We start from the raw sequence: 23,032 nt of genomic DNA on the forward strand, positions 1-23,032 counted from the left end.
CGTACGCGCAGGCGCCCCGCTGCTGGACGCCGGCACTCGGCTGGACGCCGCCGCACTTGGCCACCTGGCAGGCCAGGGTATCGTCGAAGTGGACGTCCACCGCCGACCCAGGGTGGCCTTGCTGTCCACCGGCGACGAGATCATCGATCCGGGCAAGCCCCTGGCAGCTGGCCAGATCTACAACTCCAACCGCCCCATGCTCAAGAGCCTGCTGGAGCGCTTCGGCGCCGAAATAGTGCTCACGCGCAGCGTGCCGGATAGCCCGGAGGGTACCCGCGCCTGTCTGAAGGAGGCCGCCGAGGTAGCGGACCTGGTGGTCTCCACCGGCGGCGTCAGCGTCGGTGAGGAAGATCACGTCAAGGCGGCGCTGGAGTCACTGGGCACGCTGAACCTGTGGCGCCTGGCCATTCGTCCCGGCAAGCCGCTGGCCCTGGGCCAGATGGAAGGACCTGACGGCACGCCGGTGCGGTTTGTCGGCTTGCCCGGCAATCCCGTGTCCAGCTATGTCGGTGCCTGGCTATTCTTGCGCCCGCTGCTGGGTGCCCTGCAGGGCTGTGAGTCCATGGCGGAGCTACCGCGGCTATGGGCCCGCAGCGACTTTGCCACCTCCACCGGTCCGCGCCAGCACTACATGCGGGTGCGCCTCGCCTTCGGCCCACAGGGCGTCAGCGCCCTGGCGTTTTCCGACCAGAATTCCGGGGTACTGTCATCCTGCATTGATGCCGACGCCCTGGCGGTGATCCCGCCCCATTGCGAGATAGCGCCGGGCGACAAGGTGGAATGCCTGTGGCTGCGGACCTGGTAGCGGTCCGCTGAAGCAGCGCGGTAGTCGCTAGGCGCGGTCCGAAAAGTCGACGAGCGAAGGTTAGAGCCCTAGGAACCCGAGGTCTCGAGTTCCGCGCGGGTATCGCGCCACAGGGTCGCGAAGTCGTCGTCCAGTTGACGATAGTCATCGCGCAGATGCGGTACCAGTTCGGCCAGTCGGTTGGGCCCGGACAGTCGTGAGCCAATGCCGGCGATGGCACGGCAGGTGAAGGCGAGGCTGGCGTAGCGGCGCAGCCAGTCCTCACGCACCAGTACAGGCACCATGGTGGCCAGCCGCTGCGGTGCGCCGTGGTACTCGAACAGTCGATAGCATCGCTCGATCACGACCTCGCGCTCGTGCGGGTCGCTGGTAGCCAGATCCCGAGCGAGAAAGTGGTCCCACATCAGATCCAGGGCAATACCGGCCACGCGACGACTCGCCGCCGGCGCCCGGCGTCGAGCGGCAAGTACCGATGGATGGCGATCGACGAAGGCGTCCACCCGCCGGTGATGATGTATGCCGGCTGCGACGCCTTCGGGCCACTGGCCGAGATCGCGCCCCTTGACGCCGTCGGCGATCAGGTTGCCGAGCAGAAAGTCGTCGTCACCGGCACGAGCGAGCCAGGCGTGGGCGAGAAAGTTCAACGCCGCACGTCTACAGGCAGTTGGTTGGTTTGGGCAGGCCCGCCAAACGGGCGCCCAGCTTGGGGGGGCTGCCGGGGAACAGCTTCATCAGGTACAGCGAGCTCCCCTTGTCCTTGCCCAGCGCCTGGCCCACCGCCTTGACCAGCGGGCGCATGGCCGGTGCCTGCTCGAAGCGCGCATAGAAGTCTCGCAGGACGTCGATCACCTGCCAGTGTTCGTCGCCGAGGGTGATGCCCTCTTCCGCAGCCAGCGCCTCGGCGACGGCGGGACTCCAGTCATCGAGATTGACCAGATAGCCTTCCGGGTCCAGGGGGACTGAGGCCTGGCCGAGATCCAGGGTTCGTGCAGTTTCAGTGCTTGCCATCGTGTTACCTCAGTACCAGCTGACCACTTTATCGGCCTCTTCGGTGAGCCTGACAAAACCGTCCACGTCTACGACTTCGATGCCGGTGGCACAGTGTTCGCTCAAGCCGCGCGCCTCGAGATCTTCGGCCAGCGCCAGTAGACGACCGGGCAGAGAGGACCACAGCGCCTGCTGGGCCGGCAGAGCGCCAAGCACGCCGTCTTCGATCAATAACAGCTTATCGTCTTCTGCCAACGCCCGTAGCGCCTGCCGATAGACCGTCGACTCCAGCGGTGAACGATTGAGGGTGTGCAGTATCATCCCGATTCCTGGTAGTGGTCGTGGGTGAGTCCAGTGGCTGACGTCGATGGGTGAAACCTGGTGGGAGCGAGCCCCGACAGAGACGCGGTCTCGAGTCGTCTGTGACGCCAATTCAGAAGGTCAGCACCAATGCGTGCTCCGCCATCAGGGCGGCAATGGCGTCACCCTCGATGACAGTGGCATCCGGCGTCAGCGTCTCGGGCGCCACGCCCAACTCGGCAAGTCCTGCCCCATCCACGAACAGCCGGTCGATGTCGTACATCTCGAGCATGGCCAGCGTCGGCTGGGTGCCCTTCTGCCCCAGCGGACCGGCGCCCTGCCCCGGCACCAGTGCCGCCACGCCACTGGCCATAAACAACAGTGATACCCGGCGTCCGAAGGCGGCGGCCACCAGCGCCGTGTCGAGACCTTCTTTCAGGTAGCTGGTGCCATGGGGGCCATGACGAAGAATCACCAGCAGATCCCCCGAATCGTCGTTGGGTTCCTCAATCATCGACCTTCCACTCTTCTCGGTTCAGCGTTGCCCTGCTCGGGACCCATTGTGTGGCGGCAGTCGGCAGCAGCTCGGTGTTGTTCAGGCACCAAAGGTTACCAGCCTGTCACACTCGAGGCCCAGGTCCACCAGCTGCCCGAGGCCGGTCAGCTCGAACGGCGCCTGGACGCTGTGGCCTTGCTTGCCGTGCCTGGCCGCCTCGTCGGCGTCGACGATGCCTCGGCGCAGTGCGGCGGCGATGCACACCTCGAGACGCACGCCATGCTCCTGGTTCAGCGTGGTCCAGCCGTCGACCAGATGAGGCTCGTCCTGGGGCGGCGATGCCAGGCGCGCGGCGTTGTGAACGCCATCGCGATAGAAGAAGACGGCCTCCAGGTGGTGACCGCGGGCGATCACCGCACGGGCGAAGCGCAGCGCGCTGTGTGCGGCCTGATGGCTGTAGGGGGCACCCAGCAGCAGGATGGCATAACGCATGGTATTCCCTTGGCTCCCGCCAATGTCGGGAGTTGAAGAAAGCGGGTCATCAAAAACACGTCGGCCCCGCCAAGGCGGGGCCGACAGTGTACGACAGTTGTGCCAGAACGTCTTGCGACGATCAGTCCTGGCTTACCACGCCCAGCAGCGACAGCAGGCTGATGAACAGGTTGTAGATCGACACATAGAGAGTGATGGTGGCGAGGATGTAGTTGGTCTCGCCGGCACGGTGCACGATCTCGCTGGTCTGGTACAGGATCGCCGCGGAGGAGAACAGCACGAAGCCAGCCGATACCATCAGCGACAGCGACGGAATATTGAAGATCAACGCCGCCACCATGGCCAGGATCAGCACGATGGCGCCAGCCATCATGAAGTTCGCCAGGAAGCTGAAGTCCTTGCGCGTGATCAACGCCACCGCCGACAGACCAAAGAAGGTCAGGCCGGTCATGCCCAGTGCGGTCATGATCAGCTCGGGACCGTTGGACAGCGTCAGATAGGCGCTCAGGATCGGGCCGAGGGTGAAGCCCATGAAGCCAGTGAAGGCAAAGGTCGCCAGCAGGCCGAGGGCCGAGTTGGCGGTCTTGTGGACCAGGAACATCAGGCCGTAGGCGCCGATGAAGAACACCAGAATGTTCATCTGCTGTACACCGAGGGCCACGGCAGCCCCTGCGGTGATGGCAGAGAACAGTAGTGTCATCGCCAGCAAGCCGTAGGTGTTGCGCAGAACCTTGTTCGTCGCAGCGACCTGCGTCTGGGTCTGACGATTCACCTGTGACTCTTGATAAGCCATGTATCCAGAGCTCCCTGTTGGTTGACATGCATTCGACACAGCATGCCCCCAGCAAGTTCCCGACGCAAGCCGCCTGGCGACGGGGTTTCAACGCCATTCAAGCGATCAGACTGGCCCATGGGCCCGCCATGGGCGGCGCGAACACTGTTTCCTATCGGCGACAAAAAATTGCTTAGCTGCACAATTTTTGCGCAGTCACCCTATTGCAACAGCTCCTTTGAAGGCATCAGGGAGGGGTGTCGCTCTATCGCGTAAGACATTGATCGCACAGAAGTGTTGACGTGAGGAGAAAAGCTGGTAAAGTACACCGCCGTGAGCCGGAGGGATGGCAGAGCGGTTGAATGCACCGGTCTTGAAAACCGGCAAGGGTTAACGCCCTTCCAGGGTTCGAATCCCTGTCCCTCCGCCACTCGAACACTAGGCCCTGAGGAATCAGTAACATACTGTCCTCGGGGCTTTTTCTTGCTTGGCTGTCCCATTGAAGTGTTACATTGGGAGGCCATGAAGACCGTGAAAGTCACCGGACATCCTCGCCTGTATCGCCGTGGCGCTCGCTACTATCACCGGGCCGCCATCCCACAGGACATCCAGGCCAGCTACCCCAAGGCTGAAGAGACCTTTTCCCTCAAGACCTCCGACTATCAGGAGGCGCTACGCCGTGTCCGTGAGGCAGCCGCCGAGGTGGACCGGAAGTTCGACCATCATCGTCGCTGGGTGGCAGCCCAAGCCCAGCCCCTCGACGCCCTCACCAATGAACAGATCGAGCACCTTGCAGCCCTCTATCATGCGTCCCTACTGGAAGCCGACGAGGAGATAAGGACGGAAGGCATCTTCGAGGAGGAGCCCGGCGAGCCCGGTACGGACTGGGAACGCTGGGACTTCGATGAGTACGCCGAGGAGCTTGAAGACAGCATAGGCCATACCCGCCACCTCTACGCCCGTGGTCGGATGGGCACCTTCTTTATGGACGAGGCCGAGGACATTCTGTCATGGAATGGGGTAGAGCTTGCCCTGTCGCCGGACTCTCCAAGCTGGCGTCCGCTGGCTCGGGCACTACAGGCCGCCTACATTCGCGCCGGTAAGGACCAGCAGTCGCGCAACGAGGGCGAGATAGTCCCGACACCCACCGTGGACTCGCTGCCATCACAGGCCACCGCCCCAGCGTCGGAAGCTCGCCAGAGTCTCGCGGACGATGGACAAGGCCCGCTGCTCTCCGCCGTGGCCAAGGAATGGATCGCGGAGAAGTCTCTGAGCTGGGCGCCGAAGACCACCAACGATCACCGGACCACCCTCGACAACTTCATCACGGTCGTCGGTGACAAGCCGCTGGACGCCTACGCGAAGGCCGATGGTCGCGCCTTCAAGTCGGTCCTGATGAAGCTCCCCAGCAACTGGACGAAGCAAAAGCCGCTCCAGGGACTGGCCATCGACAAGGCTGCCGAACGAGCCGACGAGCTGGGCATGGCGCCGATGTCGGGCAAGAACGTGAACAAACTGATCGGCTACGCCGCTGCCTTCTGGAACTGGGCCGCCAAGCACTATGACGAGTGTCCGCCCAATCCCCTGAACGGCTTGAAAGTGGCCATCAAGAAGCGTGCCCGCGAAGAACGCGATCCCTTCACGCTGGAGGAGCTGCGGGCCATCTTCCGCGCCCCTGTCTTCACCGGCTGCAAGTCGCTCCATCACTGGCGCCAGCCCGGTACGCTGGTCCCTCGGGACTCGGGCATGTTCTGGGTGCCGCTGGTTTCGCTGTTCACCGGGGCCCGGATGGGGGAAGTCCTGCAACTCTATGTCTCGGATGTTCAGCACGAGCACGGTATCGACTTCATCGACATCAATGGCGACGGCGATGACAAGTCGCTGAAGACCACCAGTAGCTGGCGCCAGACGCCCATCCACCCTGAGCTGAAGCGGCTGGGCTTCCTCGATCACGTCGAGAAGATGCGCCAGCAAGGGAGCCAGCGGCTGTTCCCTGACATGCCCATGGGGAACGACGGCTACTACTCGTCCGTCTACTCCAAGCGGTTCCGGGCGCTGCTCGACTCCCTCAAGATCAAGCACGGGCAGAACGCCTTCCACTCTCTACGGCACAACTTCGAGGACGCTTGCCGGAACTCGGGCGTTGATAAGTATGTGATGGACGCCCTGCAAGGCCACGCCGAGGCGGGCATGTCAGCACGGTACGGGTCTGGCTACGAGCTGGAGACCCTAAACGACTCCATCTGTCGCCTTGAGTACCGGGGCCTTGACTTGAGACACCTGCATCAAAGTAAATGACCTAACGGTACAGCAACAACTGACCATTTAGGGAATGGCGCCATAGACCGCCTTCTCAAGTACGTCGACTATTAGCGCGGGACATCTATGAAGCAACTGACCTTGGCCATACTCATCGCTGCAAGCCTGTCGGCTGGAACGGCATTCGCTCATGATCGCTGGGGCGCAGATCATTCCTGCTCTCAGCCCATCAAGCCCTTTGAGTTCACCAGCCAGTGGCAAGTCGATCAGTTCAACATGGAGGTAGATAACTACCGGATGTGCATCCAGAACTTCGTGGATGAACAGAATGACGCCATAGACAACCACAGCAGTGCAGCCGAAGAAGCTATTAGCGAGTGGAATAATTTCGTGGACTTCGAGCTGAACTAACCAGCGCATCGCCATGCGCGCCCGCTCACGGATCTTTTACCGTTGGGCGGGACTCACCCCCCCATAAGCGCTCACAGCGCCACACAGCGCCAAATTGATTGCGGCCCACCTATGGAGAACCAACCGTTCTCTGGGGACCGCTCTAAGAAGGCTAGGCATACTGCGACCGACTTCGACGCCCCTGCTCACCGTAGCTTAATCGCCTTCGAGATGACGCTAGTAACTGCCCCGCTTGTCGGGGTGCTTGGGAACGCGGAGATGCTCGACGTAAGGACACCGGGGAGGTGGTAGCCCCCGGCGCAGTCCGGGCGACCTGTCGCGCCAGCGACGGGCTGCCTACGGGTAGCAGGGGACATCTAGAAGACTGGCACCTGCGCCCTTCCGTAGGTCCTTCTCTTCTAGTCCATCTGTAAGACGCACCCCCTGAGCACACCCGGCGCCATCGCTGGCGTCGTTATCGTCCATGATCCACCCATGACAGACTAGGGCCGTGGACCTCTTCCAGTGCTCCCGGTCGGCTGCCCTTGCTGACCACCTATCGGCTTTCCCCTTGGGCCGACGTTCCGACACTCCCTCGCTGCTCAATGCGTGGGCGCGTGTCTGGGATACATCATCACCATCATCGAACCCAGCACATTCTCGAAGGCAGTCGGGCAGTCAGGCGGTATCGTCCGTCTTGCTGGTCCGCTTGGCTGAAGGGGCCGACTGTCTCCGACAATGAGGACGAACGATCACCATGGTTCAACCGACCACACCCACCGACGACACACGGCCCACCATCTCCATCTTCACGGACGGCGCTTGCAGCAACAACGGCCAGAGCAACCCGCAAGGCGGCTGGGGCGCTGTCCTGATGAACGGCCACGGATAACGCCTGAAGATCGCCGGGAAGCTCCAGGGCGACACGATCACCAACAACCGGGCCGAACTGACGGCAGCCATCAAGGCATTGGAGGCCCTGAAGCGGCCCGCCCATGTCGAGCTGACGACAGACAGCGAGTATGTCCAGAACGGCGCGACCGAATGGCTGAGCGGCTGGAAGCGTCGAGGCTGGAAGACGGCCAGTAAGGCCCACGTCAAGAACGCCGATCTATGGCGCCAGCTTGATGCCCTGCTTCAGACCCACGCCGTCCGCTTCCACTGGGTCCGTGGCCACGACGGACACCCGGAGAATGAGCTGGCGGACTCGCTCGCCGTGGCTGGCGCTGAAGGCGCGTCGGTGAAGGAGTACGGCTAACCCGAGAACCTGAGAACAAGGACAAGGATGGAGGACATGTCACACACGGATACGAGGAACTCTGAAGCCTCACGGAAGCCCGGCCCGAAGCCCAAGGTAGATAGGCAGGAGGTCATCCAGTGGCGACAGCAGAACGGAGCCACTCGACGCGCCACAGCCGAACACTTCGGTATCAGTGACACGCAGGTCAAGGCCATCTGGCGAGAGGCTGGTCTGTCCTACACGTCCACCGTGCCCTCAGGGGCTATGCCCAAGATCGACCCGAAGACGGTCGCCGATTGGCGCTGGACCCGGCAAGCATCCATCGCTGAGACTGCCCGACACTTCGGCATCGGGAGAACGACCGTGTGGAGGGCCTGTCGGGCGCATGGCGTGGATCTGAGCCATCGCTGGGAAGAAGGCAAGTTCCGACGCACAAGACGATAGAGAGGCATGCACCACCATGGCCATCGAGGTTCACACTGTCCGCCAGCTCAAGGGTGCCAGCCCACGGACCAAGCTCCACCACCTCCACAAGACCGTCTGTCGGCGAGGGATCAATGTCCATCTGACCAATGATGACATCCACGTCACGCCCGCTGTCATGTCGATCCTTCTCCAACGTCGCCCCGAAGACCTCGACAAGGGCGACTCACAGGCCCTCCGTACGCTGCTCGGCCTCAGGCACGACCGGGAGGCCAGCCCATGCCTTGCGCCAGCGAGTGAGACTTTCAAGGCGCAGTCACGGGACATGGAGGCAGCGGCGGGCCTGTTCTATCTGCTCGTCGGGGGACCTGCGGCTGAGGCTCAGTGACCATCTGGTCGTATGCACGGATCACCTTCAGGTGGAACGCGGGGCTGATCCACATGGCATAGGCGTAGACCAGCTCCTTGACGACGAAGGTGCCACCATTGCGGCCGGCCCGTGAGACGCTCGGCTCGAAATTCTGCGAATCCGCAGAGTTTGCGAGTTCAGCGATAAGGGCATACGTCTCCGTCCGGCGGTTGAAGAACGCGGGCTGGTCATTCGGATTACCACCGGCTGCCTTGTGGAGGTCGTTGAGGTTGAAGCGGCATGGTTCGGCAATGCCTCGCCTTCACTGTCCAAACCAGACGCAGCGCCTCGGCGAAGGACTGCGGAACTTGCGGCTGGGCCACTTGCTTCTCCAGCTCTTGCCAACGGTCCACCAAGCGGGCGGTGAACTCCGGGGAAAGCTGGGCGACGATCACATAACTGTCGCGCTTGTTGACGTAGTAGACAGACGCGGACTCAGCTCGGCGGGACTGCTGAATGCTGACTTCCCCCCATTGGGGACGTGAAATGACACCATGGGATGCCAGTCGTGAGATGGACAGCTTCACCTTGTCGTGACGTTTCTCGACCACCTCCGCGATCTCGCGGCTGCTCCTGGTGGGCTCGGTGGTGGCGCTGGCGCTCTCTCGCGAAATCTGGAGGACCATCAAGGCATTGGCCCTGCCGAGTTGCTCACATGGCTGCATTTCCAGTGGCCACGCCGAGGAATCGCCACGGTGGCGCGGACAGCAGACACGCAGGAAGATGATCTACCTGTGTTCGCCTGACTCCGTGTGTCCGTCGCTGAGCCAGAGGAACGGGACTCCGAGGGACTCCTACAGGCGACCACCCCGGCCATTTTGTGGCGCACATCTGAGCCGGTAATTGAGTCTATAAAGGGAACGCGCTTCCCCGTGCCCCGCCCCGAGCGGGCGCATGGTGGCGGTTGGAAGTCGATCTTCATGGCACCCACGGGGGGATGAACGAAGCAAGGCACCCATCCCCCATGGCTGAGCGTCAGCGCCTAAAGCACCGGCTCATGCTTGGCATCTGCCCAGCGATCCGGGGACAGGCCGCACTGATTCCAGGCCAGTAGCCCGACCATCGGCATCCGCAGGAAGACATCTCCCGCGACCAACCTGACGATCAATCCCATGATGGCCAGCTCTATGCCCCAGCGAGCGAACTCAATACGCATTGCGTCGTCTCCTTGCTGTCTGATGGTAGTCCTTGGCGCCCGGCTCTGAGCGCCAGCACCGGGCACGCTACAGGCCATGCCATACATAAATAAATAATTAATTAATTATAAAAGGATTAACCCGCTTTCGGGTCTGGTTCGGCAGGGGATGAATGGACTTCTCTCAGGCTGCCCGCGCTGACTGGCTCCCGGTGACAACCGATTCACCAGGGGATGGCTTCAAGCCGACACAAAAAAGTAGGACCGCCAGGCCCTGCCTCGATGTCACACCGCATGTTGTCCCTCACTGAGCGGGCTGCTCGGCTCGCTTCATGGCGCGTTGGACGGTGCTGACACCACAGCCCACGATGTCGGCAGTCTTGCGGACACTGAAGCCTTGCTCCCGAAGCTCCATGACCCGCCGATGTAGTTCCTCGTTCACCGGACGGCCCTTGTAGCGGCCATCCTGCTTGGCCTTCTCGATGCCCTGGGCCTGACGCCTACGCCTGTCCTCGTAGTCCTTGCGGGCGACTGCCGCCAGCATGTCGAGAAGCATGGCGTTCACTGCATCAAGCATCCGCCCGGTGAAGTCGTCACCGTTGCCCACGGTCAGCGCCGCATGGCTCGTCGGTAGGTCCAGGGAGACGACCCGAAGGCCCGCGCTTTGGATGGCGCCCTTGAGCCTGTCCCAATCGCCTTTCGTCAGGCGCGTCAGTCGGTCCACCTGCTCGACCAACAGCACGTCGCCGGGGTGGGCATCGTCAATGAGTCGCGCCAGCTCAGTACGGTCGGCCTTGGTCCCGCTGGCGTTCTCGATGTACCACGACGCGACTGTCACTCCCTTCTCGCTGGTGAAGCTGGTCAGCGCCTCACGGGCACGGCTGGCGTTCTGGTCATCGGTGGAGGCGCGGAGATAGGCACGGATGTAAGCCATCGTCGTTCACTCCCTTGTCGAGCAGCGTGTTCACTTGGATGTGTTCACAGTAGGTGTGCTCGCTAGGGTCGTCAACCCATGTATGTGAATACGGATACAGGACGCCTTGAGACGTGCTCGCTGAGGTACACCCTAGTGGTCACGGATCGACGCCGCACTGACAGCAGACCGACGCGAGCCGAAGGATGGACGCCGGGTACGCACAGCTTGTAGATTATTCGTTCACCTGTGTGCCTTGGTTTATTTTTGCGAAACGCCCTAGACATGTCAGGCACTCGATCTGGAATGGACATGAATCATCAAAATAAGAAGGAATAATCGATGTGGGATGAGATACCTCAGAGTGAGCATCACAATGCTTCAGAACTTCTGAAACACTTTATTGACAACCAAAGTGCGGGCATTATTTATAGAGGGCTAGGCCATCAGTCCTGGACTCTCAGTCCATCAATTTCAAGGGCCACAGGGTCTCGCAAGTTGAATGCCATCTATGCTGATGACTCAAGAGCATTTAAGGAAATTGCGTACTTAGCAAGATTTGTAAATGCTTGCGACGATGCTGGGATAAAAGTGGCTGGAGATAGCGACCAGCTAAGAGATTTTCTGTTAGAGCCAAGAGGGACAAACAGTTATGGGCGCGTCGTAGATTTATTTAAGTACCCAAGCCTTTGGCCGTCAGACGACAATGCTGTATTTCACTTTCTCGCACAAGCACAGCACCACGGGGTTCCTACAAGACTTTTAGACTGGACAACTTCACCATTAGTTGCTTGCTACTTCTCTGTTTCTCAGGCCATACATGAAAGGGGAAGGCTGCTTTCACAGAGAGAAGATGCAAATCTTTCAGAGTGGATGCTTGCCGTTGTAGAACTTGACACAATGCAAGCAGCAGGATTCAAGGAAACCTTTAGGATTAGAAATGCTCCAGGCTCCACCAGCCAGAACTTAGCCGCTCAGAAGGGGCGCTTTACGTTCATCAAAGGCTTTGATCTTGGCGATCTTGATCTTTTGAATCATAGACATTCCCGGAGCTATCTAAAAAGGCATCTTCTTCCTCTTTCGGAAGCATACAATCTGATGCGACAGATAGAAATGTTAGGAGTGACTACAGCGACACTCTTTCCAGGTCACGACGGTGCTGCGAAAGACTCAATCGAAACCATGCTTCTGGAAGATTTAGATCAGGAAATTAGGGATTTTTCCTTACCTCGAGTGTAGCAATCAAAAAAGCAGCCATGGTTCCCGCAAGGTTGACTGCAAATTCAGCATGTCGAGGACTCGGCTTAACTGGCCGAGGCCCTTGGCCATGAGCATCTCCAACTTTATTACGAAGCTCACCAAGACCAGTAACTATGTTAGAGCATCCTCCAAGAATACGCTTGAAGGTTTCCTCCATGTGTTGTTCTGGAGCAAGGTTCAGTGCTTGTGATGCCTTACGATATAAAGCTGGCAGGTCATCGCTTCTGCCCGAGCACTCCTCTCCATCCACCTCTTCTATGATGTGCTTGCAGACACTTTCAATTAGGGACTTGGCCATTGTGATAGCACCCTCAGGGTCCGATGTTCTTCGAGACAACGTCTTCTGCCATGCTATATGAACATGGGTTGAGTCAAAGTTTTCGAGTGTATCGGTAATAGCCATATCAGATGGAGCACCTACTTGCTCCAGCTTGTCGAGGAGGGGCCTAAACTCGCTCCAGATGAACTGTCTTCTCGGTTCATACTGCTCGATTTTCTTGATGAAGCTCCAGAGCTGGCTTGGTGAACGGCATGTCTTAACCATTTGAGGAACAAGCTGCGCTATGCTTGGGTCATCTAGCAAAGCGGCTCGAATCTGAGAGTATTCGAAATCGCTAGCATCACCACCTGTGGCACGGGCCACCATCATGTTTTGCATCGATTCAGCATGTTCCAGCAAAAGCTGTCTATCCATGTTCTTTTCCTTCAACCCCATTGATCCGACGTCTAGCTTTCTCCCAGAGGCACTGTTATGACCTCTCGCTCTACGCGAATACCTACAGTAGCGCTGGACGATGGTTACCGCCAAGCTCCAAGTACGAACTCATTGCTTCTGTTACAGGAAAACGCTACATTGAGGAGGAATCAACACAGCCAAGCTGCTGATTTTAAATGGGTTTTCGGGTTGATGAGGGCGATCCCTGTCCCTCCGCCACCTCGAATCCAGAAGGGGATCAGTCGACAGACTGATCCCCTTCTTCGTTTCTTCCCTCTTCCCTCTTCCCTCTTCCTACAACAGCTCCCTGCCTGTCGGCACGCCAGTCCTTCGACGGTCTCGAGGCGCTGCCCCGCCATGGTTCTTCACACCAGGGACTGCACACCAGCTACTGCACACCTGGTTCTGTACACCAGCCCCCCAGCAGCAAGGTTTGTTCACCGGTTGTCGTGAAAAGGTCACCGATTGTCGTTGATGGATTGGCGACAACGCCGCAAATCGTGCACCCTGCTTGCATCTGTTGCTCCAGGCAGCACGACAGGGACGAACCAGACACGATGCATCAAGGCGCCAGAGCACTTCAGGTGGCGCAACGTGCATGTCGGAGGAGCTAGCATGAGGTCTCTTTCCAGCACCGGTTTTGCGATTTTCGGCGCGGCCCTGGTCGCCATCAGCTACGGACTCGCCCGTTTTGCCTTCGGCCTGTTTGTCCCCCAGATTCGCGATGAGCTGTCGCTGACGCCTGATGCCATCGGCATCATCGGCGCCCTTCCCCTCATCAGCTTCCTGCTGTCCACGGCGGTGGCGCCTTACGCCACCGATCGTCTTGGCGCCCGCTACGCAGCGGTACTGTCCGGGCTTTTCGGTATCGTCGGCCTGGCACTGATCAGCCGAGCGGCCGATGCGACCATGCTCAGCATCGGGGTGTTCGCCTGCGGCATCTGTACCGGCCTGATGATGCCCGCACTCACCGCCGGGATGCAGGCGCTGGTGAGACGCTCACTGCATGCTCGTGTCAGTTCGGTCATGAATGCGGGAACCAGTATCGGCGTGATCGTCGCCGTACCAACGGTACTGTTCATGGCCGACGCCTGGCGACTGGCCTATCTGTCCTTCGCCCTGCTGACGGTCATCGGCGTGTGCGCTACCTGGCTGTACCTACCCTCGGTGTCGCGCATCACGCCTTCCAACGCCGCCGACCCACCTGCATTGCGTGAACTGCCGTGGTCACGGCTCGTGAGGCTCACCCTGTTTTCCTACGCGATGGGCTTCATCTCGGCCGCCTACTGGATCTTTGCTCCGGACCTGGTGGTGACGCTTGGCGGTCTGTCACCAAGCGCCACGGGGTGGTTGTGGCTCGCCGTCGGCATCGCCGGTCTAGGCGGTGCGGTGGTGGCGGATCTGGCCGACCGCAACAATCCGCCCATCACCCAGGCCTTGATGCTGACCATGCTGGCGGCAAGCCTGGCATTGCTTGCCGCCAGCCCCGCCCAACCCGTGCTGGCGGCATTCTCCGCTCTGGTCTTTGGCCTCGCCTACATGAGCTTGACGGGTCTTTACCTGATGACCGGCATTCGCCTGCTGCCCGGACGCCTGGCGATGGGGCCGGTGCTGCCTTTCATGGCCGTGTCGCTTGGCCAGGCCACCGGCTCGCCGGTCATCGGCGCTCTGCTCAATGTCGTCAGCTATGCCGAGGGGTTCGCCATTTTCGCGTCAATCGGCATCCTGGTTGCCCTGCTGTCGCCCTTGTACCCAGGCCATATTCATCAGGTGGGCGATGAAGAGGTGGAAGATCCGCCGGGCCTCCAGTCCGCCTACGATCTACAGCTTCAGAACGAAGCGGGCGAGCCACTGGAGGACCCTGAATACTTGGCTGGAGAAGACCCACGAGATGAGCCGACCGCCGGTCTTGAACACAGCCATAAAGAAGAACGGGGCTGACCCACGGCGCAGCCCCAAATAGCGCTATGCCCGGCATAAGCCATGCCCCTGCCAGGACCATGCGACAATCCTGACCGGGGTCAATCACCCCAGATAACGTCGCGTCATCTCCCCTCAGTGTTATCGCCGCCGATAGCTCGGCCTGCTGTGATAGGCGCTCAACGATTTCTGAACGAGTCGCTACCGAAACACAGCAACGATTGTCGCCAGGGACACGCCCGTCGAGCCAGCGTTTCCATGCGCAGCAATCCGCTATCGAGGAAGGTGTGTCATGCAGAGGTCCATGCAAGTCATGGTCGGCGTCCTCGCCGGCCTGGTACTGCTCTCTCCCGTATCGGGCCCGGTTGGGGCAAGCCAGCCCGAGACCGGTCGGCCCGAGACGGACGGAGCGTTATTACCCTTCGCCCCCGCCCCCATGCCGAGCGATGTACCACCTCGCCTCCAGGACGCCACCATGCAGTGGCCGGACCAGCCGTCCCACCTGCCGGAAGACGCCCCCAATGTTCTGATCGTCATGCTGGACGATGTGGGCTTCGGGGTGTCCGAGGTCTTCGGTGGCGAGATCAGGATGCCAGCGCTGTCGCGCCTGGCCGATGAAGGCATCGAGTACACCGGCTTTCATACCACGTCCATCTGTTCTCCCACGCGGGCGTCCCTGCTGACCGGTCGCAATCATACCCGGGTGGGCTCCGGTACCATTGCCGAACGGGCGGTGGCCTTCGACGGCTATACCGGCGTGATTCCGAAGAATGCCGCCACCATGGCCGAGGTGCTAAAGCAGTACGGCTACCACACCGCCGCCTTCGGCAAGTGGCACAACACCCCGGCGGTCGAGACGACAGCGATCGGCCCCAAGGATCGCTGGCCCACCGGCTATGGTTTCGAGCACTTCTACGGCTTTCTGGGGGGCGAGACTTCTCAGTGGGAGCCACGCCTGACCGTGGACACCCTGCATGTCGAGCCCCCCGAAGACGACCCCGACTACCACCTGACCGAGGACCTGACCGACCAGGCGCTCGCGTGGCTCGCCGACTACCGCGCCTTCGATCCGGACAAGCCGTTTTTCATGTACTGGGCGCCGGGCGGGGCCCACGGCCCCCATCACGTTGCACCGCAATGGGCCGATCGCTACGACGGCCAGTTCGACGATGGCTGGGATGCCTACCGCGTGCGTACCCACCAGCGACAGCTCGAGATGGGCATCATCCCGCCGGGCACAGCACTCACGCCACGCGACGACAGCCTGCAAGGGTGGGACGAGATTCCCGAGAGCCAACGCGACTTCCAGACTCGCCTGATGGAAATCTACGCCGGCTTCGTGGAGCACACCGACAGCCAGGTCGAGCGTCTGCTCGAGGGCATGGCGGAAATGGGGCTTAGAGACAATACCCTGGTCATCTATATTGTCGGCGACAACGGCTCCAGCGCCGAAGGCCAGCACGGCTCGATCAGCGAACTGCTGGCCCAGAACAATATCGGCAGCAGTGTCGCCCAGCAGCTGGAGGTACTGGATCGCATGGGCGGCCTCGACGTTCTCGGCAGCCCCCAGACCGAAAACATGTACCACGCCGGCTGGGCCTGGGCAGGCAGCACACCCTTCAAGGGCACCAAGCTGCTCGGTGCCTATTTCGGCGGGACCCGCAATCCCATGGTCATCTCCTGGCCCGGCCATATCGCACCGGATGAGCAGGTACGTCACCAGTTCCACCACGTGGTGGATATTGCCCCGACCCTCTACGACATTCTGGACATCCCGCTGCCGGACGTCATCAACGGCTACCCGCAGATGCCGATGGACGGTATCAGCCTGGCCTACACCTTCGGCGACGCCGATGCCCCCGGACGCAAGCAACACCAGTTCTTCGACAATAACGGCAGTCGAGGGCTCTACCTGGATGGCTACTTTGCCGGTACCTTTGGCCCGCTGGTTCCCTGGGATACCTCGAGCGCGGCACAGCGGATCGCCGACTGGGATTCCGCCGAAGATGTGTGGGAACTCTACGACCTGCGAAGCGATTTTTCCCAGGCCAGAGATCTGGCCGATGCTCAGCCTGAGCGACTGGCCATGATGAAACAACGCTTCATGGATATCGCCGAGGACAACAAGGCCTTCCCCACCGGCGCGGGCAACTGGCTTCGCGTCCACCCCGAGGACCGGGTCAAGACGCGCTACGATCACTGGACCTTTACCCAGACGACCCAACGCATGCCGGAATTTTCGGCCCCCGGCGTTGGTCGCCAGAGTACCCGGGCCAGCCTGCGTATCGACACTGGCCAGGGCGATGCCGAGGGCGTGCTGTATGCCATCGGAGGTGCCGGCGGCGGGCTCAGCGTCTATCTTGATCAGGGCAGGCTGACCTACGAGTACAATATGCTGCTGATGGAGAATACCCGCATTCACACAGCCGCCCTGGCCCCGGGCAGCCACGACATCGTCATCACCACCCGGATCCCGGTGCCCGGTAAAGCGGCGCAGGTGACGATCGAGGTGGATGGGCAGACCGCGGCGGAAGGTCAGGTGCCCACGACGGTTCCCCTGGCCTTCAGCGCCAGCGAGACCTTCGACGTGGGCCGCGATCTGGGGTCCCCCGTCTCACGCCACTACGCAGATCGACGCCCTTTCGCCTTTGGCGGCAAGATAGAAGCCTTTACGATCGAGCTGCTCTAATTGGTGAGGCTTTCGAACTTTACGTCGGCAATCAGGGTCATACCCGTGAACTATGCCGAGATGGATGGACATGAAGCATTATCGTGTGGAGAGTTATCAGACAAGAACGATGAAGCGCACTCGCTGGGCGGTGGTGGCATTTTCGGATTCCTCTCCCAACGCCTCACGGCGGGTGGTCTCTCGCCACGATGGACAGGACGAAGCCAGGGCCGCCGCCGCGGCCCTGGCCTTTGAAGACAAGCTCGGTCGAACGCCTACCAACGTCTGACGCGCCTGTTGATCTGATTTTTAACGCCGTATTACCCAGCGCAGGCGCTTTTCGCACAAGCCCTAGGCGCTGTCCGAAAAGTCGACGAGCGAAGGTTAGACAAGGCAAAAATCGGTGAGACAGCGCAGTTTACGGGGTGTAAATGAGCATGTTGATCCGATTTTTAACGCCGTATTACCGAGCGCAGGCACTTTTCAGACAAGCCCTAGCAGCGGCTGGGCGAAACGCCTCTGTAAACCTCCTTGGCCTGCACCATCTCGGCACGCAACCCTTCGATACGTGACTGATGCCCCGGGTGGGTGGACAGGATCTCCGGCGGTTGATCACCGCCAACCGATGCCATGTTGCGCCAGAGGGCGACGCTCTCGCCGGGATCGAATCCGGCGCGCGCCATGATGGCCAGCCCCATCACGTCGGCTTCGGACTCATGGGCACGGCTGAACGGCAAGGCGATACCGAGCTGGCTGCCGATGCCCAGCGCCTGGAGCAAGGGTTCCTGACCCACGTCGCCCTCGCTCATCAGTCCTACCACCAGCAGCACGGCCTTGATGCCCAACTGCTGGGTCAATCGCTCGTTGCCGTGGTCGGCGAGCACATGGGCGATCTCGTGACCGACCACCGCGGCCAGCTGGGCGGGCGTCTGAGCGACCTGCAACAGCCCCGAGTGCACGCCAATGCGCCCTCCCGGCAAGGCAAAGGCATTTGGCGAGGGATTGTCGAACACGACCACCTGCCAGTCGTCAGGCATCTCGACCTTGGGGTAGACAAGCCGCGCCGACTTGATCAAGGCGTCGCTGACACATTGAACCTCGGCCTTGATGGCGGCATCGGTGGAAAGCGGTAGCTGGCTTCGCATCTGCTCAAAGGCGTCACCCCCCATGTCGCTCATCACGAAGCCAGGCACCAAGGCAAGTTGGCTACGCCCGGTGGGTGTCTCGTCGCAGCCCCCCAGCCCGACGGCCAGCAATAGCGTCAGTACCACGGGAAAATAGGATCGTTTCATCGAGCCTGACCTTTTCATGAAAAGCTGCTGGGCGACCATCGCCCTATCGTCTGAATGATGCCGTTTGTCACGGTGTTTGACTACGGCCGACGTCAGACGCATCTGGAATTCGCCATAAAGCGCATCCTGCTGTCTGACAAGCCGCCCCACTCCTATAGTGAACGAGCCAGCGACGGCACAACGCCGAAGGAAGCCTCAAGATAGGAGACGCGGCCGTGGATTACCTGCACAACACTCTGGAAGGGCTGAAAGCCACCAGTCCCGCCCAGGCGGAGTTCTATGCCGCTGCAGAGAAGATCCTGGCGTCCCTGAGGCCCCTGCTGGAGTCAGACGCCCGCTACCTCGAGCACGCCATCATCGAGCGACTGGTGGAGCCCGAGCGCCAGCTGATGTTTCGCGTCTGCTGGACCGACGACAACGGCAAGATCCAGGTCAACAAGGGGTACCGTGTCCAGTTCAACTCGGCTCTCGGCCCCTACAAGGGGGGCCTTCGCTTTCACCCCAGCGTCAACGCCAGCATCATCAAGTTTCTCGGGTTCGAGCAGATCTTCAAGAACGCTCTGACCGGGCTCGCGCTCGGTGGCGCCAAGGGCGGCGCCAACTTCGACCCGCGCGGACGCTCCGACGGGGAAATCATGCGCTTCTGCCAGGCGTTCATGACCCAACTGGTGGATCATCTTGGGCCCACCGTGGATGTCCCTGCGGGCGATATCGGCGTCGGCGCCAGAGAGATCGGCTACCTCTATGGCCAGTACAAGCGACTGACGCGACGTCACGAAGGGGTGATTACCGGCAAGGGGCTGGACTGGGGCGGATCGCTGGGCCGCAAGGAGGCCACCGGCTACGGCGCCGCCTACTTTGCCCAGCACATGCTGGCAGCCCGGGGTGAAGAACTGCGCGGCAAGACCTGCCTGGTCTCCGGCGCGGGCAATGTCGCCATCTATACCATCGAGAAGCTCCATCAGCTGGATGCCCTGCCGGTCACCTGCAGCGATTCCGGTGGCTGCCTCCACGACCCGGACGGCATCGATCTGGAGGCTCTCAAGCGCTTGAAGGAGGTCGAGCGCGTCTCGCTTGAAGGCTACCTGAAGGATCACCCCCGGGCCCGCTTCATTGCGCTGGACGACTACCCCGCCGACGGCCACGCCGTCTGGCGCATCCCTGGCCAGGTCGCCTTTCCCTGCGCGACCCAGGGCGAGGTCACCCTGGCCGACGCCGAGGCGATGCTCGCCAATGGGCTCGAGTGTCTATGCGAGGGGGCCAACCTGCCGACCCTGCCGTTGGCGGTGGACCGTCTGCTGGAGGCCCGCATCGCCTACGCCCCCGGCAAGGCGGCCAACGCCGGCGGCGTCTCCACCAGTCAACTGGAAATGGCGCAGAACGCCAGCATGCAGATCTGGCCGCTGGAGAAGGTCGATGCCCACCTCCAGGCGATCATGGCCAATATCCATCGCTGCTGTGCGTCCACCGCAGAGGAATTCGGCGAGCCCCACAACCTGGTGCTGGGCGCCAACATTGCGGGATTCAGGCGCGTCGCCAATGCCATGATCGACCAGGGGGCCTGGTAAATCCTGGGACAGGTTTGTCCGGGGGACGGTTGGCAACAAGGCCCCTGCCGATCTAACCGCCGGCAGATAAGCACAAAAGCGCATATTACATGCAAGACCGACTACACTATGCCGAAATAGCAATCGAGCCCGCGTTGCAGGGGCTCTCTCATCGGCTGGGGGAATGTCGGGATGCATCAGGGAAGAGTCAGGATTCGGGGCGGCGAGCTCTGCGAACAGAATGGCCTGAGGGTGAACGTTCCGTTAGCCAGCAGATCCGTTGGTGCCGCGCTGCTGATCGGCACACTGGCGATCAGCCCCGGCGTCCTGGCCGAGCAGGAACTCGGACAGGCCGCCTCCGACCCCACTGCACCACTGATGAACTTCCAGCTACAGAATTCCTGGAGCCCGGAAGTCCACGGCACCAATGATTCACAGAACATCGTCCAGTTCAGAACGGCGCTGCCCTACCGGCTGGCGGGCCACCAGCACATCTTTCGCCTGACGGTGCCCTCACTGACCGAGGATCCCGGCGGTTCCACCGGCCTTAGCGATTCTACGGTGTTCGACCTCACCACCTTCGAACACTCCTGGGGTCGTTCTGGCTTCGGTGTGGTCGCCCTTCTGCCGACCGGCGGTGAGCATCGTGGCGCCGAACAGTGGGGTCTGGGTCCGGCGGTCGGGTTTGCGGCCTCGCGGGGCTCCTTCCTGTATGGCGCCTTCAACCAGAACATCTTAAGTGTCGCCGGTGAGGACGATCGCGAGGACGTCAACCTGAGCATCCTGCAGCCCATCATCAATCTCGGGCTCGGCCAGGGCTGGTCAGTGGGCACTTCGGAGATGAACATCACCTACGACTGGGAGCACAGCGACTGGAGCAGCCTGCCCGTGGGTGGCCGACTCAGCAAACTGGTAAAGCTGGGAGACTCCCCGCTGCAGATCAGTGGTCTGTATGAACACAACTTCGCCGACGACTACGCCGTGCCCGAAGACCAATTTTCGCTGCAGTTCAAGTTGCTGGTGCCCTGACGGGCTCTTCCAGGGCATCTTGGCAAGGGGCTTTCTCGACAGACCCCGCTCGATAATTTCCGCCCGGTTATTTCCGCTCGATGCTTTCCGCTCGATTCTTTCCGATACTGGAACGCTGCGCCTCAGTAGAGGCGCAGACCCACATGGGTGATATGGTTGCCTTCCATCTCGCTCACCACCCAGTGGATGCCATGCCAGTCGACGTCGTCGCCTACCACCGGATGCCCGCCCAAGCGTAGTCCCATGAATTCACCCAGTGTCAGCGAGGCCTCGCCGGGGCTCAGGGTCAACGCATAGGCATCGGCCACATCGCCCATCCTGGCGTCTGCATCCAGGGTGAAGGTGCCGAAGAAGGCGCGCTGCTGGCGATGCTTGGCGTCGCCGTTGAACAGCCGGTTCAATGCTGGCAGATCGTCGCTCTTGCCGATGACACAGATGATATCGTCGATGAGCAACTGTGTACTGCCCTTGGGGTGCAGCATCACGTGCTGGCGGAACAGGGCAGAGATCAAGGCACCTGAGGGAAAGCGCAGCAGCCGAATCGGGACGTCTTCGAGATCGGCATTTTCGACCTTGTAGACGAACATCTCGAAGTCGTTTTCAGGCAGGATGCCAAGTGGCCCCCGATGATTGGGAGTGGCACTGTCCGGCACCATGACCTTCATGCGGCGTGCCATCCAGGGCAAGCTTCCGCCCTGGATCAACAGCGACAGCAACACCACCGCGAAGGCCACATTGAAGTAGAGGCCGGCTTGCTCGACGCCACCGATGACAGGAAAGATCGCCAGCACAATGGGAACGGCACCGCGAAGCCCCACCCAGGAAATGAACCCTACCTCTCGCCAGCGGAAATGGAAGAACGGCTTGAGCGTCAGCACCACCGCCAACGGACGCGCCACGAAGATCAGCGCCAGGGCCACCACCGATGCAGGCAACAGCACCTCCAGCAGTGCCGAAGGTGTCACCAGCAAGCCAAGCACCAGAAATAGCCCGATCTGACTTAGCCAGGCCAGTCCGTCATGCACCGGCAAGATGAAGTTGAGGTGCCGCCCCGGCTGATTGCCGATCATCAATCCGGCCAGATAAATCGCCAGGAAGCCGCTGCCCCCCAGGGCACTGGTCAAGCCAAAGACGCAGAACCCCAACGCCAGGGCCAGCAGCGAGTAAAGTCCCGGTGCAAGATCCACATAGCGCAGCAAGCGACCGATCAGCCAGCCCGCGCCAAGCCCGATGGCGATGGCCATGGCGAACTGCTGAACAAAGAACAGCAGCATGTCCATGGGGCCACCGAGGTCCCCCACCAGCGCCTCGACCAGCACCAGGGTGAGAAAGATCGCCATGGGATCGTTGGTGCCGGACTCGATTTCCAGGGTGGCGCCGACCCGTTCATTGAGGTTGAGCCCTCTGCCACTGAGCATCGAGAAGACCGCCGCAGCGTCGGTAGAACCGACGATGGCCCCGACCAGCAGGCCCTGCAGCAACGATAGATCGAAGACCCACATCGCCAGCAGACCGACCAGACCGCTGGTGATGAAGACCCCGACGGTAGCGAGCCCCAGGGCGGGTTTGAAACCGACACGAAAGGTCTTGAGCCGTGTCCTCAGGCCACCATCCAGCAGGATCATCGCCAGGGCGAGATGGCCGATGACAAAGGCCAGCGAGTAATTGTCGAAGTCGATACCCAGCAGGCCGTCTTCACCCGCCAGCATGCCGAGTATCAGGAACAGCACCAGCAGTGGCACACCGGCCAGAGCGGAAAGCCGACTGGCCAGCACACTCAGCGCAATCAGCGTTCCACACAGAAGAAAGAGACTATTGATCGAATCCATGCGCATCCCTTGCAACGTTCATCATGATTGTCTCATGCCCGGCCCCACGCCGCGATCTGTCGAGTGTAACGTGATTCATCGAGCGCACTTCGAATTACCAGGATGTTGATGGATGCCGCTGGTGAACGAAGCTCGCCCTTGGATACACTAG

General features: G+C 61.0%; 25 protein-coding genes and 1 tRNA gene. 13 read left to right on the forward strand and 13 right to left on the reverse strand.

Annotated features, from left to right (window positions below):
• Nucleotides 1–805, forward strand: an 805-nt coding sequence (locus NH448_RS07170) for a molybdopterin molybdotransferase MoeA (protein ID WP_253028634.1), incomplete at its 5' end; no start/stop codon positions are given.
• A gap of 68 nt (nucleotides 806–873) precedes the next feature.
• Here NH448_RS07170 and NH448_RS07175 read toward each other — a convergent pair.
• The 6 genes from NH448_RS07175 to NH448_RS07200 all read right to left on the reverse strand — a co-directional run bounded on the left by NH448_RS07175 (nucleotide 874) and on the right by NH448_RS07200 (nucleotide 3,873).
• Complete coding sequence (locus NH448_RS07175; protein WP_045991753.1) at nucleotides 874–1,449, reverse strand: ACP phosphodiesterase; 576 nt, start codon at nucleotides 1,447–1,449, stop codon at nucleotides 874–876.
• 10 nt (nucleotides 1,450–1,459) lie between these two features.
• Nucleotides 1,460–1,813 (reverse strand): TusE/DsrC/DsvC family sulfur relay protein, encoded by a 354-nt coding sequence (locus NH448_RS07180; protein WP_045991752.1) that lies wholly within the window; start codon nucleotides 1,811–1,813, stop codon nucleotides 1,460–1,462.
• 9 nt (nucleotides 1,814–1,822) lie between these two features.
• A complete protein-coding gene (tusB, locus tag NH448_RS07185; protein ID WP_052704269.1) occupies nucleotides 1,823–2,113 on the reverse strand; it encodes a sulfurtransferase complex subunit TusB in 291 nt (96 codons plus the stop codon).
• Between the two features lie 112 nt (nucleotides 2,114–2,225).
• Complete coding sequence (locus tag NH448_RS07190) at nucleotides 2,226–2,606, reverse strand: DsrE family protein (protein ID WP_045991751.1); 381 nt, start codon at nucleotides 2,604–2,606, stop codon at nucleotides 2,226–2,228.
• An 81-nt stretch (nucleotides 2,607–2,687) separates the two neighbouring features.
• Nucleotides 2,688–3,080 (reverse strand): sulfurtransferase complex subunit TusD, encoded by a 393-nt coding sequence (gene tusD / locus NH448_RS07195; RefSeq protein WP_045991750.1) that lies wholly within the window; start codon nucleotides 3,078–3,080, stop codon nucleotides 2,688–2,690.
• Nucleotides 3,081–3,201: 121 nt separating this feature from the next.
• The gene (locus NH448_RS07200) at nucleotides 3,202–3,873 is read right to left on the reverse strand and encodes a Bax inhibitor-1/YccA family protein (protein WP_045991749.1); all 672 of its coding nucleotides are present in this window, start codon (nucleotides 3,871–3,873) and stop codon (nucleotides 3,202–3,204) included.
• Nucleotides 3,874–4,192: 319 nt separating this feature from the next.
• Here NH448_RS07200 and NH448_RS07205 point away from each other — a divergent pair.
• The 6 genes from NH448_RS07205 to NH448_RS07225 all read left to right on the forward strand — a co-directional run bounded on the left by NH448_RS07205 (nucleotide 4,193) and on the right by NH448_RS07225 (nucleotide 8,552).
• A tRNA-Ser gene (locus NH448_RS07205) sits at nucleotides 4,193–4,282 on the forward strand.
• A gap of 92 nt (nucleotides 4,283–4,374) precedes the next feature.
• The gene (locus NH448_RS07210; protein ID WP_052704268.1) at nucleotides 4,375–6,150 is read left to right on the forward strand and encodes a site-specific integrase; all 1,776 of its coding nucleotides are present in this window, start codon (nucleotides 4,375–4,377) and stop codon (nucleotides 6,148–6,150) included.
• Nucleotides 6,151–6,237: 87 nt separating this feature from the next.
• Entirely contained in the window at nucleotides 6,238–6,522 is a 285-nt protein-coding gene (locus NH448_RS07215; RefSeq protein WP_016854961.1) for a hypothetical protein, read from the forward strand.
• Nucleotides 6,523–7,402: 880 nt separating this feature from the next.
• On the forward strand, nucleotides 7,403–7,759 hold the full coding sequence (locus NH448_RS07220) for an RNase H family protein (protein ID WP_311767536.1): 357 nt from the start codon (nucleotides 7,403–7,405) through the stop codon (nucleotides 7,757–7,759).
• 36 nt (nucleotides 7,760–7,795) lie between these two features.
• Nucleotides 7,796–8,185, forward strand: a complete 390-nt coding sequence (locus NH448_RS23645; protein ID WP_366077750.1) for a helix-turn-helix domain-containing protein — start codon at nucleotides 7,796–7,798, stop codon at nucleotides 8,183–8,185.
• A 16-nt stretch (nucleotides 8,186–8,201) separates the two neighbouring features.
• Nucleotides 8,202–8,552, forward strand: a complete 351-nt coding sequence (locus NH448_RS07225; RefSeq protein ID WP_045991746.1) for a hypothetical protein — start codon at nucleotides 8,202–8,204, stop codon at nucleotides 8,550–8,552.
• Here the strand turns inward: NH448_RS07225 and NH448_RS07230 are convergent.
• From NH448_RS07230 to NH448_RS07245, 4 genes are all read right to left on the reverse strand, one after another.
• Nucleotides 8,470–8,826 (reverse strand): KilA-N domain-containing protein, encoded by a 357-nt coding sequence (locus NH448_RS07230; protein WP_083970248.1) that lies wholly within the window; start codon nucleotides 8,824–8,826, stop codon nucleotides 8,470–8,472. The two genes, NH448_RS07225 and NH448_RS07230, sit on opposite strands and share 83 nt — an antisense overlap.
• Entirely contained in the window at nucleotides 8,771–9,199 is a 429-nt protein-coding gene (locus NH448_RS07235) for a Rha family transcriptional regulator (RefSeq protein ID WP_083970249.1), read from the reverse strand. The genes NH448_RS07230 and NH448_RS07235 overlap by 56 nt, the downstream gene beginning before the upstream one ends.
• Nucleotides 9,200–9,555: 356 nt before the next feature.
• Nucleotides 9,556–9,729 (reverse strand): hypothetical protein, encoded by a 174-nt coding sequence (locus tag NH448_RS07240; protein WP_157033004.1) that lies wholly within the window; start codon nucleotides 9,727–9,729, stop codon nucleotides 9,556–9,558.
• Between the two features lie 283 nt (nucleotides 9,730–10,012).
• Nucleotides 10,013–10,642, reverse strand: coding sequence for a recombinase family protein (locus NH448_RS07245; protein ID WP_045991745.1), 630 nt, complete (start codon nucleotides 10,640–10,642; stop codon nucleotides 10,013–10,015).
• Between the two features lie 321 nt (nucleotides 10,643–10,963).
• Here NH448_RS07245 and NH448_RS07250 point away from each other — a divergent pair, with 321 nt between their 5' ends.
• Nucleotides 10,964–11,860: an FRG domain-containing protein gene (locus tag NH448_RS07250; protein ID WP_083970691.1), complete on the forward strand. Its 897-nt coding sequence runs from the start codon at nucleotides 10,964–10,966 to the stop codon at nucleotides 11,858–11,860.
• On the opposite strand, the gene NH448_RS07255 is transcribed toward NH448_RS07250, so the two are convergent.
• On the reverse strand, nucleotides 11,832–12,575 hold the full coding sequence (locus NH448_RS07255; RefSeq protein WP_157033155.1) for an abortive infection family protein: 744 nt from the start codon (nucleotides 12,573–12,575) through the stop codon (nucleotides 11,832–11,834). The two genes, NH448_RS07250 and NH448_RS07255, sit on opposite strands and share 29 nt — an antisense overlap.
• A gap of 636 nt (nucleotides 12,576–13,211) precedes the next feature.
• Between NH448_RS07255 and NH448_RS07260 the strand changes: the two genes are divergently transcribed.
• The 3 genes from NH448_RS07260 (at nucleotide 13,212) to NH448_RS07270 (ending at nucleotide 17,473) form a co-directional block, all read left to right on the forward strand.
• Nucleotides 13,212–14,537 carry an MFS transporter gene (locus NH448_RS07260; protein ID WP_045995203.1) on the forward strand — a complete coding sequence of 442 codons (1,326 nt, stop codon included), beginning with the start codon at nucleotides 13,212–13,214 and terminating at the stop codon, nucleotides 14,535–14,537.
• Between the two features lie 271 nt (nucleotides 14,538–14,808).
• The gene (locus tag NH448_RS07265) at nucleotides 14,809–17,205 is read left to right on the forward strand and encodes an arylsulfatase (RefSeq protein WP_253028635.1); all 2,397 of its coding nucleotides are present in this window, start codon (nucleotides 14,809–14,811) and stop codon (nucleotides 17,203–17,205) included.
• A 70-nt stretch (nucleotides 17,206–17,275) separates the two neighbouring features.
• A complete protein-coding gene (locus tag NH448_RS07270; RefSeq protein ID WP_124804775.1) occupies nucleotides 17,276–17,473 on the forward strand; it encodes a hypothetical protein in 198 nt (65 codons plus the stop codon).
• A gap of 205 nt (nucleotides 17,474–17,678) precedes the next feature.
• Here NH448_RS07270 and NH448_RS07275 read toward each other — a convergent pair whose 3' ends face one another.
• Complete coding sequence (locus tag NH448_RS07275; protein ID WP_045993710.1) at nucleotides 17,679–18,476, reverse strand: M48 family metallopeptidase; 798 nt, start codon at nucleotides 18,474–18,476, stop codon at nucleotides 17,679–17,681.
• Nucleotides 18,477–18,691: 215 nt separating this feature from the next.
• On the opposite strand from NH448_RS07275, the gene gdhA reads away from it, so the two are divergent.
• Nucleotides 18,692–20,044: an NADP-specific glutamate dehydrogenase gene (gene gdhA / locus NH448_RS07280; RefSeq protein WP_045993711.1), complete on the forward strand. Its 1,353-nt coding sequence runs from the start codon at nucleotides 18,692–18,694 to the stop codon at nucleotides 20,042–20,044.
• 171 nt (nucleotides 20,045–20,215) lie between these two features.
• Nucleotides 20,216–21,052 carry a hypothetical protein gene (locus NH448_RS07285; protein ID WP_157033088.1) on the forward strand — a complete coding sequence of 279 codons (837 nt, stop codon included), beginning with the start codon at nucleotides 20,216–20,218 and terminating at the stop codon, nucleotides 21,050–21,052.
• A 122-nt stretch (nucleotides 21,053–21,174) separates the two neighbouring features.
• Here the strand turns inward: NH448_RS07285 and NH448_RS07290 are convergent, their stop codons facing one another.
• Nucleotides 21,175–22,881, reverse strand: a complete 1,707-nt coding sequence (locus NH448_RS07290; RefSeq protein WP_045993712.1) for a potassium/proton antiporter — start codon at nucleotides 22,879–22,881, stop codon at nucleotides 21,175–21,177.
• Between the last annotated feature and the right edge of the window lie 151 nt (nucleotides 22,882–23,032).

This window comes from Halomonas sp. OfavH-34-E (genome assembly GCF_024124525.1).
GTDB lineage: Bacteria > Pseudomonadota > Gammaproteobacteria > Pseudomonadales > Halomonadaceae > Halomonas > Halomonas litopenaei.

What these genes read in the sequence shown, in the direction of transcription:
- NH448_RS07200 (WP_045991749.1), bottom strand. Translation starts at nt 3,873, where the DNA reads ATGGCTTATCAAGAGTCACAGGTGAATCGTCAGACCCAGACGCAGGTC.
- NH448_RS07180 (WP_045991752.1), bottom strand. Translation starts at nt 1,813, where the DNA reads ATGGCAAGCACTGAAACTGCACGAACCCTGGATCTCGGCCAGGCCTCA.
- NH448_RS07250 (WP_083970691.1), top strand. Translation starts at nt 10,964, where the DNA reads ATGTGGGATGAGATACCTCAGAGTGAGCATCACAATGCTTCAGAACTT.
- NH448_RS07290 (WP_045993712.1), bottom strand. Translation starts at nt 22,881, where the DNA reads ATGGATTCGATCAATAGTCTCTTTCTTCTGTGTGGAACGCTGATTGCG.
- NH448_RS07210 (WP_052704268.1), top strand. Translation starts at nt 4,375, where the DNA reads ATGAAGACCGTGAAAGTCACCGGACATCCTCGCCTGTATCGCCGTGGC.
- NH448_RS07255 (WP_157033155.1), bottom strand. Translation starts at nt 12,575, where the DNA reads ATGGATAGACAGCTTTTGCTGGAACATGCTGAATCGATGCAAAACATG.
- NH448_RS07190 (WP_045991751.1), bottom strand. Translation starts at nt 2,606, where the DNA reads ATGATTGAGGAACCCAACGACGATTCGGGGGATCTGCTGGTGATTCTT.
- NH448_RS23645 (WP_366077750.1), top strand. Translation starts at nt 7,796, where the DNA reads ATGTCACACACGGATACGAGGAACTCTGAAGCCTCACGGAAGCCCGGC.
- tusB (WP_052704269.1), bottom strand. Translation starts at nt 2,113, where the DNA reads ATGATACTGCACACCCTCAATCGTTCACCGCTGGAGTCGACGGTCTAT.
- NH448_RS07225 (WP_045991746.1), top strand. Translation starts at nt 8,202, where the DNA reads ATGGCCATCGAGGTTCACACTGTCCGCCAGCTCAAGGGTGCCAGCCCA.
- NH448_RS07235 (WP_083970249.1), bottom strand. Translation starts at nt 9,199, where the DNA reads ATGGTCCTCCAGATTTCGCGAGAGAGCGCCAGCGCCACCACCGAGCCC.
- NH448_RS07265 (WP_253028635.1), top strand. Translation starts at nt 14,809, where the DNA reads ATGCAGAGGTCCATGCAAGTCATGGTCGGCGTCCTCGCCGGCCTGGTA.
- NH448_RS07260 (WP_045995203.1), top strand. Translation starts at nt 13,212, where the DNA reads ATGAGGTCTCTTTCCAGCACCGGTTTTGCGATTTTCGGCGCGGCCCTG.
- NH448_RS07245 (WP_045991745.1), bottom strand. Translation starts at nt 10,642, where the DNA reads ATGGCTTACATCCGTGCCTATCTCCGCGCCTCCACCGATGACCAGAAC.
- NH448_RS07270 (WP_124804775.1), top strand. Translation starts at nt 17,276, where the DNA reads ATGAAGCATTATCGTGTGGAGAGTTATCAGACAAGAACGATGAAGCGC.
- tusD (WP_045991750.1), bottom strand. Translation starts at nt 3,080, where the DNA reads ATGCGTTATGCCATCCTGCTGCTGGGTGCCCCCTACAGCCATCAGGCC.
- NH448_RS07275 (WP_045993710.1), bottom strand. Translation starts at nt 18,476, where the DNA reads ATGAAACGATCCTATTTTCCCGTGGTACTGACGCTATTGCTGGCCGTC.
- NH448_RS07215 (WP_016854961.1), top strand. Translation starts at nt 6,238, where the DNA reads ATGAAGCAACTGACCTTGGCCATACTCATCGCTGCAAGCCTGTCGGCT.
- NH448_RS07285 (WP_157033088.1), top strand. Translation starts at nt 20,216, where the DNA reads ATGCATCAGGGAAGAGTCAGGATTCGGGGCGGCGAGCTCTGCGAACAG.
- NH448_RS07240 (WP_157033004.1), bottom strand. Translation starts at nt 9,729, where the DNA reads ATGCGTATTGAGTTCGCTCGCTGGGGCATAGAGCTGGCCATCATGGGA.